At 69.5% G+C, this 11,208-nt stretch carries 14 protein-coding genes; 9 read left to right on the forward strand and 5 right to left on the reverse strand.

Annotated features, from left to right (window positions below; translation table 11 throughout):
* Both HMPREF3115_RS10740 and HMPREF3115_RS10745 read right to left on the reverse strand, forming a co-directional pair.
* Positions 1-716, reverse strand: a 716-nt coding sequence (locus tag HMPREF3115_RS10740; protein ID WP_141751667.1) for a DUF2242 domain-containing protein, incomplete at its 3' end; no start/stop codon positions are given.
* A gap of 150 nt (positions 717-866) precedes the next feature.
* A complete protein-coding gene (locus HMPREF3115_RS10745) occupies positions 867-1,760 on the reverse strand; it encodes a LysR family transcriptional regulator (protein WP_006407447.1) in 894 nt (297 codons plus the stop codon).
* Positions 1,761-1,867: 107 nt separating this feature from the next.
* Between HMPREF3115_RS10745 and HMPREF3115_RS10750 the strand changes: the two genes are divergently transcribed.
* Together HMPREF3115_RS10750 and HMPREF3115_RS10755 are read left to right on the forward strand one after the other, a co-directional pair.
* Positions 1,868-2,635: a TerC family protein gene (locus HMPREF3115_RS10750; RefSeq protein ID WP_006407446.1), complete on the forward strand. Its 768-nt coding sequence runs from the start codon at positions 1,868-1,870 to the stop codon at positions 2,633-2,635.
* Positions 2,636-2,707: 72 nt separating this feature from the next.
* On the forward strand, positions 2,708-2,974 hold the full coding sequence (locus HMPREF3115_RS10755; protein WP_070554366.1) for a TFIIB-type zinc ribbon-containing protein: 267 nt from the start codon (positions 2,708-2,710) through the stop codon (positions 2,972-2,974).
* A gap of 98 nt (positions 2,975-3,072) precedes the next feature.
* Here the strand turns inward: HMPREF3115_RS10755 and HMPREF3115_RS10760 are convergent, their stop codons facing one another.
* The gene (locus HMPREF3115_RS10760; protein ID WP_006401083.1) at positions 3,073-3,486 is read right to left on the reverse strand and encodes an Hsp20/alpha crystallin family protein; all 414 of its coding nucleotides are present in this window, start codon (positions 3,484-3,486) and stop codon (positions 3,073-3,075) included.
* 16 nt (positions 3,487-3,502) lie between these two features.
* A complete protein-coding gene (locus tag HMPREF3115_RS10765) occupies positions 3,503-3,943 on the reverse strand; it encodes an Hsp20/alpha crystallin family protein (protein WP_006401082.1) in 441 nt (146 codons plus the stop codon).
* Between the two features lie 222 nt (positions 3,944-4,165).
* On the opposite strand from HMPREF3115_RS10765, the gene HMPREF3115_RS10770 reads away from it, so the two are divergent.
* Positions 4,166-5,083, forward strand: coding sequence for a 3-hydroxyacyl-CoA dehydrogenase NAD-binding domain-containing protein (locus HMPREF3115_RS10770; protein ID WP_006401081.1), 918 nt, complete (start codon positions 4,166-4,168; stop codon positions 5,081-5,083).
* Between the two features lie 79 nt (positions 5,084-5,162).
* Here the strand turns inward: HMPREF3115_RS10770 and HMPREF3115_RS10775 are convergent, their stop codons facing one another.
* On the reverse strand, positions 5,163-6,011 hold the full coding sequence (locus HMPREF3115_RS10775) for a LysR substrate-binding domain-containing protein (RefSeq protein ID WP_006401080.1): 849 nt from the start codon (positions 6,009-6,011) through the stop codon (positions 5,163-5,165).
* A gap of 326 nt (positions 6,012-6,337) precedes the next feature.
* Here HMPREF3115_RS10775 and madL point away from each other — a divergent pair, with 326 nt between their 5' ends.
* The 6 genes from madL to mdcE form a co-directional block, all read left to right on the forward strand.
* Entirely contained in the window at positions 6,338-6,733 is a 396-nt protein-coding gene (gene madL, locus HMPREF3115_RS10780; RefSeq protein ID WP_006401079.1) for a malonate transporter subunit MadL, read from the forward strand.
* A gap of 11 nt (positions 6,734-6,744) precedes the next feature.
* Positions 6,745-7,512, forward strand: a complete 768-nt coding sequence (gene madM, locus HMPREF3115_RS10785) for a malonate transporter subunit MadM (RefSeq protein ID WP_070554368.1) — start codon at positions 6,745-6,747, stop codon at positions 7,510-7,512.
* Between the two features lie 146 nt (positions 7,513-7,658).
* Positions 7,659-9,305: a malonate decarboxylase subunit alpha gene (mdcA, locus tag HMPREF3115_RS10790; RefSeq protein WP_070554369.1), complete on the forward strand. Its 1,647-nt coding sequence runs from the start codon at positions 7,659-7,661 to the stop codon at positions 9,303-9,305.
* 10 nt (positions 9,306-9,315) lie between these two features.
* Entirely contained in the window at positions 9,316-9,630 is a 315-nt protein-coding gene (gene mdcC / locus HMPREF3115_RS10795; protein ID WP_006401076.1) for a malonate decarboxylase acyl carrier protein, read from the forward strand.
* Positions 9,627-10,562, forward strand: coding sequence for a biotin-independent malonate decarboxylase subunit beta (locus HMPREF3115_RS10800; protein ID WP_006411545.1), 936 nt, complete (start codon positions 9,627-9,629; stop codon positions 10,560-10,562). Before mdcC ends, HMPREF3115_RS10800 begins: the two co-directional genes overlap by 4 nt.
* On the forward strand, positions 10,549-11,208 hold a 660-nt coding region (gene mdcE, locus HMPREF3115_RS10805), incomplete at its 3' end, for a biotin-independent malonate decarboxylase subunit gamma (protein ID WP_070554371.1). The genes HMPREF3115_RS10800 and mdcE, both read left to right, overlap by 14 nt.

Here is an 11,208-nt window from a genome sequence, read left to right on the forward strand (position 1 = left end):
GCTGCCCCGGCCGCAGGCGCGGCGGTCGGCGTCGACAGCGGCACCGGCGCGGCAGGCGGCGTCGGCACGATCGGCGTCGTCATCTTCATCGGCTCGCCCTGCGGCGTCGGCGCCGGTTCGGGCAGCGGCGTGACGGCTTCCTTTTCGGCCGCCTTCACGGCCGCACGGTCGCGGCGCGCGGGATCGACCTTCAGGAAATGCTCGACGAGATTGAAGAAGCGCTCGTAGAACACGCCGGCCGGAATCGTCTCGCTCGCGGTCTTCACGAGCGCGTCGTCGCTCGAGCCGATCGGCAGCGACAGCGAGCCGAACACGCTGAGCCCGACGCTGGCCGACGTATTCGACTTCTTCAGCGTGTAGCGATCCTGTACCGCGTTCACGTACGCGATGCTCGACGAGCCGTCCGCGTTCGCGTCGGCGCAGACGACGTGAAACTCGATCACGACGTGCATGTCGTTGCTCGGCTGGAAATTCTTGCTGCCGTCGACCGCGTCGTTACGCGACGACGACACGACATAGCCCTGGCTCAGCAGCGCGCGCCGCGCGGCTTCGCAGGTGGCGTCGGAATTCGCATGGAACGTGTGCGCATACGGGCTGGTCGTCGCGTCGAATTGTTCCTGCTGGTAGATCGGTTTGGGCGGCGACGAGCACGCCGCGAGCACGGCCGCGGCCGCGAGCGCGCACGAAACGGGAAACAGGCGGAATCGGTTGTGCATGGCGTCTTTCAAAAGGCTCGGCGAGATGCCGCGCGCAGGGAGCCGGCGCGGCGCGCGAAGGCCGTCGCGCAACGGCGGGGCCGGGTCGCAGGCGCGGCAATCGCGTATGGCCGGGGCGTCATTATAGTTTCGTTTGACGTCGCGCTCGTTTCAGCGGCCCGGCGCCGGACGCGCGGCGGCGAGCAGGCGCGCCGTCAGCGGATGATGCTCGCCGCGCCGCGAGCGGATTGCGTGAATCTCCTCGGTCACGTCGCCGGCGCGCCCGAGCCGTCGCAGCCCGCGCAGCAGCGTCGCATCGTTCGCGCCCAGTTCGCTGAGCGGAAACACGCCGAGCCCGCGCGCCGCGAACACGGCCATCAGTGCGCTGTCCTCGAATTCGCCCACCACGCGCGGCACGATCCGCTCCGCCTCGAACCAGCGGTCGAGCCGTGCGCGCAGCGCCGAATGCGCGGTGGGCAGCAGCACCGGCAGCTCGGCGAGCGTGTGCGGAAAGCGCTGGCGCGCCGCGGGCGTGACGAGCGCCGCGGGGCCATACCAGTCGACCGGCGACGCGACGAGCCGCTCGCTCGTCACGCGCAGGTTCGATCCGGACGGCGCACCCTGGCCGGCGAGCACGAGATCCAGATGGTGCAGCGCGAGTTCGGCGAGCAGTGCGTCGTGCTCGCCGTCGTGGCATAGCAGCCGCAGCGTCGGCGTGTCGAGCACCGGCGCCAGCACCGCGTGCGCGGCGAGCTTCGAGATACCGTCCGCGAGGCCCACCGCGAGCCGCACGGTCGGCTGGCTCGCCGCCGCGCGCACTTCGTCCGGAATCAGCCGGCCCATCTCGAAGATCGCTTCCGCGCGTGCATAGGCGGCCTGCCCGGCATCGGTCATTGCGACGCCGCGCCCGGCCGGGCGCAGCAACGCATGGCCGAGCGATTTCTCGAGCTCGCGCACCTGCGCGCTGATGGTCTGCACGGCCATGTCGAGCCGTTCGGCCGCGCGCGCGAAGCCGCCTTCCTTCACGACGACCCAGAAGTAGTAGAGATGGCGGAAATTCAGCATCGGTCGAAACTTCGGAAAAGCCGAACCAAAAGTCAGATTCTCGCTGATTTTTACGAAGTGTGTCGCGCAGTATGATCGGCACTTTCCACTTTCATGGGCCCGTTTTCATGGACACCCTGCTGACGCTTGCCGCCGATCCTGCCGTCTGGGCAGCGCTTCTGACGCTCGTCGTGATGGAGATCGTGCTCGGCATCGACAACCTGATCTTCATTTCGATTCTCAGCAACAAGCTGCCGGAGGCGCAGCGCGCACGCACGCAGCGGCTCGGGATCGGCCTCGCGCTCGTGATGCGGCTCGCACTGCTCGGCACCGTCGCGTGGATCGCGCGGCTGACCGAGCCGGTATTCACGCTCTTCGATCACGCGTTTTCGTGGCGCGACATGATTCTGCTGTCGGGCGGCCTGTTCCTCGTATGGAAGGCGACGACCGAGATCCACCACCACGTGTCGCACGACGGCGGCGAGGCGCACGCGTCGGGTGGGGCGGCCGGCCTGACGATGTGGGCCGCGGTCGGGCAGATCCTGATGCTCGACATCGTGTTCTCGATCGACAGCATCGTGACCGCCATCGGCATGACCGAACACGTGCCGATCATGTTTATCGCCGTGATTGCCGCGGTGACCGTGATGCTGTTCGCCGCGCAGCCGCTCGCGCGCTTCATCGACCGCAACCCGACCATCGTGATGCTCGCGCTGTCGTTCCTCGTCGTGATCGGGATGACGCTGATCGCCGAAGGGTTCGGCTCGCACGTGCCGAAGGGTTACATCTACGCGGCGATGGCGTTTTCCGCCTTCGTCGAAGGGATGAACATGCTCGCGCGCCGCGCGAAGGCGAAGCGCGCGGCACGTGTCGAAGCACATGTCGAAGGCCGCTGAGCGCAGTGTGCCGCCACGGCGGCACGCGTCGCGCGGCGGGTCGTTCACCGTTGCCGCAAGGAGGGCACGACGATGAAATGTCCGGTCTGCAAAACCCCCGATCTGCTGATGGCCGAGCGCCAGTCGATCGAGATCGATTACTGTCCCGATTGCCGCGGCGTGTGGCTCGATCGCGGCGAGCTCGACAAGCTGATTGCGCGCGACAGGGGCGACGCGCCGCCGCCGCGGTACGAAGCACGCGATGATCGCCGCGACGACGGCCGCGCGTACGACGATCGGCGCAGGCATGACGATCGGCGTCGCCGCAAGTCGGTGTTCGATCTGTTCGATTTCGGCTGACGGTTGCGTACGCGAATCTCGCGCCGACAAAAAGCCCCGCCGGAGACGAACGCCGGCGGGGCTTTCATCTTGTGCGCCGCGACGCGGCGCGCGATCGCTTACGCGTCGCCGGCGATCACGTCGATCCGGCGCGGCCGCGCTTCTTCGCGGCGCGGGATCGTCAGCGTCAGTACGCCGTCGCGCAGGCTCGCGTCGATCTTCGACGTGTCGAGATCGGGGCTCAGCACGAAACTGCGCGCAAAGCGCGGCGCGCGCACTTCGACGTGCCGCACGCGCAGTTCGGCCGGCGTATCGATGCGTGCTTCGGCCTCGATCGTCAGCGTGTTGTCGTGCACCTTCACGTCGAGGTTCTCGCGCGGCACGCCGGGCAGGTCGGCCCAGAGCGTCACACGCTGGCTGTCTTCGGCGATGTCGACGGCCGGTACGACGGCCGGCCGGCGTCCGGCCGCTTCGGCGGCCGCCGTCGGCGTGGTGTCCGGATCGCGTTCGGTGAGGGTCTGATTCGTGTTCATCGCAGGGTCCTCCGGATTACTGAACAGTGATCGCACGCGGCTTCGAGGCTTCGCGGCGACCGACGCGGATCAGCAGGCAGCCGTTTTCGTAGCGCGCGGTGACGTTGTCGGGATCGGCGTTCTGCGGCAGCTCGACGACGCGCCGGAACGTGCCGTGAAAGCGCTCCTGCGCGTAGGTGCGCACGTCGTCGCCTTCGCCGCGCGGCGCGGGCTTGCGCTCGCCGCTGATCGTCAGCAGTTCCTTGTCGATCGACACGTCGAAATCGCCGGCTGCCATGCCGGGCGCGAACGCGACGATCTCGATCGCATCGTCGGTCGCGCCGATGTTCAGCGCGGGAAAGACGTTCGGCCGCACCGCGCGGATCGCGGACGGAAGCTCGCCGAACAGGCTCGCCATCTGCCGCTGCATGCGCGCGAATTCGTCGAACAGGTCGTTGCCGAAATGGATACCGCTCATGATGGTCCTCCGGAACTCGATTGCTCCATACGCGGGAGACGCAGCGGTGCGGCATCGGCCGCGACCGGCTGCTTCCGCCGGGTCGAAACGGGCAGCGCGCGGGGCGCGGCTGCGGCGTAACGCGTAATTAGTGGCCGCGCGGCGCATTTCAAGGGCGGCGCGCGCGCCCGTTTCGATGCGACAATCGCCTCGCCATCAACGGATCATGGAGACGGGACGCACATGGACATTCAACGCATCGCGATCGTCGGCACCGGCGTGATCGGCGCGAGCTGGACGGCTTTCTATCTGGCGAAGGGCTTCGACGTCGTCGCGACCGATCCCGCGCCGCAGGCCGACGCGCGGCTGCGCGAATCGCTGGCCGCGTTTCTCGGCGACGACGCCGACGCGGCGTGCGCACGGCTCGCGTTCGACGCCGATCTCGTGCGCGCGCTCGACGGCGTCGATTTCGTGCAGGAAAACGGCCCCGAGCGGCTCGACCTCAAGCGCGCGCTGTACCGCCAGATGGACGACGTGCTGCCCGCGCACGTGCCGATCGCGTCGAGCTCGTCGGGACTCAAGATGTCGGATATCCAGACCGCGTGCGAGCAGCATCCGGAACGCTGCCTGATCGCGCATCCGTTCAATCCGCCGCATCTGATTCCGCTCGTCGAGCTGGTCGGCGGCGAGGCGACCGACGCGGCCGTGATCGAACGCGCGAAGGCGTTCTACGATGCGCTCGGCAAGGTCACGATCGTGCTGAACAAGGAGATGGCCGGGCACGTCGCGAACCGGCTCGCGGCGGCGCTGTTTCGCGAGGTGTATCACCTCGTCGGAGAAGGCGTGGTGAGCGTCGCCGACGCGGACAAGGCCGTCGCGTGGGGCCCCGGGCTGCGCTGGGCGCTGATGGGGCAGTGCCTGACCTATCACCTCGGCGGCGGCGCGGGCGGGATCGCGCATTTTCTCGAGCATCTGTCGGGCCCGATGACGAGCTGGTGGAACGACCTCGGCACGCCGTCGTTCGATCCGGAGGTCGATCGCAAGCTGATCGACGCGTTGCGCGCGATCCAGGGCGACCGCTCGATGCAGGCGCTGGCGGCCGAGCGCGACCGGCTGCTCGTCGAGCTGATCGACGCGCGGCGCCGCAGTTTCCTGCCGTAACGGCGAAGCGGCGCGCGTGCCGCGTCCTTGCCGATCGCACGACGGCCGCCGTGCGACGGCGGCCATGCGACACCGCCCGCTACAACTGCGCGGCGGCCGCGATCAGCGTCGCTTCCAGCGCGAGCGTCGAGCGCGACGCAGCCGCCGGCCGGTCGATCACGTATTCGAGCTCGCCGAGTTCCGGCAGCCCCGCATCGAGCCGAGCGAGCCCGGCGGGAATCACGTAGCCGGCGAACGCGCTGACGCCGAGCCCCGCGCTCGCGGCCGCGCGCAACACCGCGATGCTGCTGCTGACGACCGCGATCCGGTACGGCCGCCCGACCGCTTCGAGCGATTCGAGCACGCGGCGGCGCGACACGCTCGGCTCCGGATGCAGCGCGAGCGGCAGCACGGTCTCGTGGCCGGTGATCCGCGAATCGGGGCCCGTGCACCAGTACAGCGGTTCGCTGCGGATCACGCGCCCGCGCCGGCTGCCCGCGATCCGCTTCGCGAACACGAGATCGTGCCGACCTTCGTCGAGCGCATCGAACAGGTCGCCGGACAGCCCCGTCGCGATCGCGAGCTCGACGTCCGGGTTGCGCTGCACGAAACTCGCGAGCGCGGCCGTCAGATGCGCGGACGCGAAATCCTCCGACATGGCGAGCCGCACCTTGCCCGACAGCGGCGGCCCGCACACCGACGTAACGGCCTCGTCCATCAGCTCGAGAATCCGCACCGCGTAGCGCAGCAGCGCATCGCCGTGCTGCGACAGGCGCACGTTGCGCGTGTCGCGCTCGAACAGCGGCCGGTCGAGCAGCTCCTCGAGTCGGCGGATGTGCTGGCTCACGGTCGACTGCGACAGGCTCACGCGCTCGGACGCGGCGGTAAAGCTGCCGGACTGCGCGACGGCGACGAAGCTGCGCAGCAGCTCGGGCGGTAATGGACGCATTGCTAAATCCACTGAATCGGTTTCGACAACTTCATAAATGGCCGGATTTTGCGGCGCTAGTATCGATTCACGCGCCGGTCGGCCCGCATGGCGGACGCCCGGACGCGCAACCCGCGTCGCGCCGCCGGCTGCCTCGGTCAGTCTACGGCATCCGGCGTCCGGCCCGAAACCGCATCATCCCATCGACCGCCCGAGAACGCGTCCGCACGACGGCGCACCGGGCCGCGGCGCACCGCCGCAGGAGACGGCTTCCGCACGGATCGGCGTGCGGCGATCGGTTCCCGCGAGCGTTCCGGCGCCGTCACGAAGAGACTTGGAGACGACTCATGATCATCTACGGAACCGCGCTGCTGGCGTTCTGCCATCTGGCCGGGCTGTTTCTCGGCGATCTGCTGGGCGCCGCGATCGGCGTGAAAACCAACGTCGGCGGCGTCGGCATCGCGATGCTGCTGCTGATCTGCCTGCGGCTCTGGCTGCACCGGCGCGGCTGGCTGCCGAAGGAAACCGAGGCCGGCGTCGGTTTCTGGGGCGCGATGTACATCCCGGTCGTCGTCGCGATGGCGGCGAACCAGAACGTCGTCGCCGCGCTGAAGGGCGGCCCCGTCGCGCTGCTCGCGGCGGTCGGCGCCGTCGCGATCTGCGCATGCTGCATCGCGGTACTCGCCCGCACCGGACGCGACGACACCGCGTTCGCCGGTGTGCCGCAACTCGACGAACAGTGAGGGAGGCCGCGATGCTGCAGATGCTCGAAAAGGTAGTGGCCCACAACGGGCTCGTCGCGTCGTTCGCGCTCGTCGGCCTGATCATGTGGCTGTCGTCGATCGCGTCGCGCAAGCTCACGTTCGGCCGTGTGCACGGCTCCGCGATCGCGATCGTGATCGGCCTCGCGCTCGCCTATTTCGGCGGCGCGCTGACCGGCGGCGAGAAGGGGCTGGCCGACGTGCCGCTGTTTGCCGGCATCGGCCTGATGGGCGGCGCGATGCTGCGCGATTTCGCGATCGTCGCGACCGCGTTCGAAGTGCAGCCGACCGAGGCGCGCAAGGCGGGGCTCGTCGGCGTCGTGTCGCTGCTGCTCGGCACCGTGCTGCCGTTCATCGTCGGCGCGTGCGTCGCGCGCGCGTTCGGCTATACCGATGCGGTCAGCATGACGACGATCGGCGCGGGCGCCGTCACGTACATCGTCGGACCCGTCACCGGTGCCGCGATCGGCGCGAGTTCCGACGTGATCGCGCTCAGCATCGCGACCGGGCTCGTCAAGGCGATCATCGTGATGGTCGGCACGCCGGTCGCGGCCAACTTCATGGGCCTGAAGACGCCGCGCTCCGCGATGATTTTCGGCGGCCTGGCCGGCACCGTCAGCGGCGTCAGCGCCGGGCTCGCGGCGACCGACCGGCGGCTCGTGCCGTACGGCGCGCTCGTCGCGACGTTCCATACGGGCGTCGGCTGCCTGCTCGGGCCGTCGCTGCTGTTCTTCACGACGCGCGCGCTGGTCGGCGCGTGACTGCCGCGGATGCGGGCCGCTCGCGTGTGCGACGCGCCGGCGCGCATCCATCGCGGCGCCCTCTGAGTCGCATTGCCCAACATCATCAATCGGCGGCGCCGCGAGGCTTAGAATGCCGCAGAACCATCGAAGCAGGAGAACTGTTCATGACGGGATGGAATCACGCGCGGCAGGCGCGCGATGCGCGCATTGCGGCCGGCGCGGCGTTCGCGCGCGGCAAGCGCGTCGATGCGCGCGACGCGGTCGCGCTGCTCGAAGCGGTGCTGCGGCCCGGCGATCGCGTGTGCCTCGAAGGCGACAACCAGAAGCAGGCCGACCTGCTCGCGACCGCGCTCGCCGACGTCGACAGCGCGAAGGTGCACGACCTGCACATGGTGCAGTCGGGCGTCGTGCTGCCCGAGCATCTCGACGTGTTCGAGCGCGGCATCGCGAAGCGGCTCGACTTCGCATATTCGGGCCCGCAGTCGCAGCGCATCGCCAAGCTGCTGTTCGGCGGGAAGATCGCGCTCGGCGCCGTGCACACGTATCTCGAGCTGTTCGCGCGCTACTTCATCGATCTCACGCCGCACGTCGCGCTGATCGCCGCGGTCAGCGCGGACGCGGACGGCAACCTGTACACGGGCCCGAACACCGAGGACACGCCGACCGTCGTCGAAGCGACCGCGTTCAAGGACGGCATCGTGATCGCGCAGGTGGACCGCATCGTCGACAAGGTGCCGCGCGTCGACATCCCCGGCGATCGCGTGCATTTCGTCGTCGAGGCCGGCCGCCCGTTCTACGTGGAGCCGCTGTTCACGCGCGATCCGGCCGCGATCACCGAGACGCAGATCCTGACCGCGATGCTCGCGATCAAGGGCATCTACGAGCCGTACGGCATCAAGCGCCTGAACCACGGCATCGGCTTCAACACCGCGGCGATCGAGCTGCTGCTGCCGACCTACGGCGCGAAGCTCGGGCTGAAGGGCAAGGTCTGCACGCACTGGGCGCTCAACCCGCCCCCGACGCTGATTCCGGCGATCGAATCGGGCTGGGTCGAGCAGATCCATTGCTTCGGTTCCGAGGTCGGGATGGATGAATACATCCGCGCGCGTTCCGACGTGTGGTTCACGGGCCCGGACGGTTCGCTGCGCTCGAACCGCGCGTTCTGTCAGACGGCCGGTCTCTATGCGTGCGACATGTTCATCGGCTCGACGTTGCAGATCGATCTGTCCGGCCATTCGTCGACGGTCACGGCGGAGCGGATCGCGGGCTTCGGCGGTGCGCCGAACATGGGCAGCGACGCGCGCGGCCGGCGTCATCCGAGCGAACCGTGGCTGAAGGCCGGCGCGGAAGCCGATCCCGATACGCCGGCCGCGCTGCGGCGCGGGCGCAAGCTCGTCGTGCAGATCGGCGAGACCTTCGGCGACAAGAACGTGCCGATGTTCGTCGAAAAGCTCGACGCGCTGAAGCTCGCGGACAAGCTGCAGCTCGATCTGGCGCCGATCATGGTCTACGGCGACGACGTCACGCACATCGTCACCGAGGAAGGCATCGCGAACCTGCTGATGTGCCGCGACCGCGACGAACGCGAGCAAGCGATTCGCGGCGTGGCCGGCTACACGGAAATCGGCCGCGGCCGCGACCGCAGGATGGTCGAGCGGCTGCGCGAGCGCGGCGTGATCCGCCGGCCGGAGGATCTCGGTATCGATCCGCTCGACGCGGACCGTCGCTGGCTCGCCGCGCGCTCGATCAAGGATCTCGTGCACTGGTCGGGCGGGCTGTACGCACCGCCTGCCCGGTTCCGCAACTGGTAAGGAACAGCGCATGGAACAGTTGAACTATCGGTTCACCGCACGCGCGCGCGCGAAGGGCGAGCGGCCGATGGCGCTCGTCGGCGTCGTCGCGTCCGGCAATCTCGAGGTGCTCGTCGAGCGCGTGCTGCCGGGCAACGAGTGCGAGATCGACATCCGCACCGCGGCGGTCGGCTTCGGCGCGGTGTGGCAGGCCGTCGTGTCGGATTTCGTCGAACGGCGCGCGCCGGGCGGCCTGAAGCTGTCGATCAACGACGGCGGCGCGCGGCCCGACATGGTGTCGCTGCGGCTCGCCCAGGCCGTGCGCGCAATCGAAGGGGAGGTGTGATGACCGAAGCGATCCACGACGCGCCCGCATTCGTCGCGAACGCGGCGAGCTGGTACGAGGCGTCGGCGCGGCAGCGCGTCGATGCCTTGCTCGACGACGGCAGCTTCACCGAATTCCTCGGGCCGGCCGAGCGCGTGACGAGCCCGCATCTGCCGCTTTTCGACCTGCCGCAGCAGTTCGACGACGGGATGATCGTCGGCTGCGGCCGGCTCGACGGCAAGCCGGTGTTCGTCGCCGCGCAGGAGGGCCGCTTCATGGGCGGCGCGTTCGGCGAAGTGCACGGTGCCAAGCTCACGGGCCTGCTGCGCGCCGCGCGCGGCGGCGGCACGCCGGTGCTGATCCTGTTCGATACGGGCGGCGTGCGGTTGCAGGAAGCGAACGCGGGCGAGCTCGCGATTGCCGAGATCATGCGCGCGCTCGTCGACGCGCGCGCGGCCGGCGTGCCGGTGATCGGGCTGATTGGCGGGCGCGCCGGCTGCTACGGCGGCGGCGGGCTGCTCGCCGCGTGCTGCTCGGCGCTCGCGGTGTCGGAGCAGGGGCGCATCAGCGTATCGGGCCCCGAAGTGATCGAGACCAACCGCGGCGTCGAGGAATTCGACGCGAAGGACCGCGCGCTGATCTGGCGCACGATGGGCGGCAAGCACCGGCGACTGATCGGCGGGGCGGAGCGCTACGTCGCCGACACGCCGGCCGCGTTTCGCGCGGCGGCGCTCGCGCTGCTCGAGCGCGCGCCGAAACTCGATGTCGCGACGCTGCGCGCCGAGCAGACGCGCCTCGACGCGCGCGTCGCGCGCTTCGGCGCCTGCGAGGATGCGCTCGACGTCTGGCGTGCGCTCGGCGCGCGCGTGCCAGAGGCGATCCCCGGCATGCCGGACGATGCGTTCGCGACGCTCGCCGACCAACTGCAGGAGCCGCAGCATGACGCTCGATGAGGTTTTGAATTCGCTGTTTCCGCACGGCCATGCCATCGCGCGCGAGCGCGGGCTGCTGACCGGCCACGCGTTGCTCGGCGGCGCGCGCGTCGACGTGATCGGTGTCGCCGAGCGTCTGCCGTTCGGAATCGACGAGGCGCTCGCGCTGTCCGCGCGCGTGCTCGACACGGTCGAGCGCGGCGACGCGACGCCGATCCTCGTGCTCGTCGACAGCGACAGCCAGCGGATGAGCAAGCGCGACGAATTGCTGGGCCTGAACGAAGCGCTCGCGCATCTTGCGAAGTGTCTGATGGTCGCGGACCAGGCCGGACATCGGACGATCGGGCTGCTGTACGGCCATACGGCCGCCGGCGCCTTCATCGCGACCGCGCTCGCGACGCGCACGCTGCTTGCGCTACCCGGTGCCGAGCCGGAGGTGATGGATCTGCCGTCGATGTCGCGTGTGACGAAGCTGCCGATCGACGTGCTGAAGGAGATGGCGCGGTCGACGGCCGTGTTCGCACCGGGGCTCGACAATCTCGTGAAGATGGGTGCCGTCGACGCGGTGCTCGATCCGGCGCGCGCGCTGGACGCGCAGCTGGCCGAATGGCTCGGCAAGCCGGCCGACCGCGTCGATCGCCGGGCGGCGCGCGGGCGTCCGGTCGCG

Origin of the sequence: Burkholderia sp. HMSC10F09, from assembly GCF_001806955.1 — a bacterium.
In the GTDB taxonomy this organism is placed as follows: Bacteria; Pseudomonadota; Gammaproteobacteria; order Burkholderiales; family Burkholderiaceae; genus Burkholderia; species Burkholderia multivorans.

Excerpts from the sequence above, each read along its gene's own strand:
- HMPREF3115_RS10745 (WP_006407447.1), bottom strand. The coding sequence starts at position 1,760 with ATGCTGAATTTCCGCCATCTCTACTACTTCTGGGTCGTCGTGAAGGAA.
- HMPREF3115_RS10750 (WP_006407446.1), top strand. The coding sequence starts at position 1,868 with ATGGACACCCTGCTGACGCTTGCCGCCGATCCTGCCGTCTGGGCAGCG.
- HMPREF3115_RS10755 (WP_070554366.1), top strand. The coding sequence starts at position 2,708 with ATGAAATGTCCGGTCTGCAAAACCCCCGATCTGCTGATGGCCGAGCGC.
- HMPREF3115_RS10760 (WP_006401083.1), bottom strand. The coding sequence starts at position 3,486 with ATGAACACGAATCAGACCCTCACCGAACGCGATCCGGACACCACGCCG.
- HMPREF3115_RS10765 (WP_006401082.1), bottom strand. The coding sequence starts at position 3,943 with ATGAGCGGTATCCATTTCGGCAACGACCTGTTCGACGAATTCGCGCGC.
- HMPREF3115_RS10770 (WP_006401081.1), top strand. The coding sequence starts at position 4,166 with ATGGACATTCAACGCATCGCGATCGTCGGCACCGGCGTGATCGGCGCG.
- HMPREF3115_RS10775 (WP_006401080.1), bottom strand. The coding sequence starts at position 6,011 with ATGCGTCCATTACCGCCCGAGCTGCTGCGCAGCTTCGTCGCCGTCGCG.
- madL (WP_006401079.1), top strand. The coding sequence starts at position 6,338 with ATGATCATCTACGGAACCGCGCTGCTGGCGTTCTGCCATCTGGCCGGG.
- madM (WP_070554368.1), top strand. The coding sequence starts at position 6,745 with ATGCTGCAGATGCTCGAAAAGGTAGTGGCCCACAACGGGCTCGTCGCG.
- mdcA (WP_070554369.1), top strand. The coding sequence starts at position 7,659 with ATGACGGGATGGAATCACGCGCGGCAGGCGCGCGATGCGCGCATTGCG.
- mdcC (WP_006401076.1), top strand. The coding sequence starts at position 9,316 with ATGGAACAGTTGAACTATCGGTTCACCGCACGCGCGCGCGCGAAGGGC.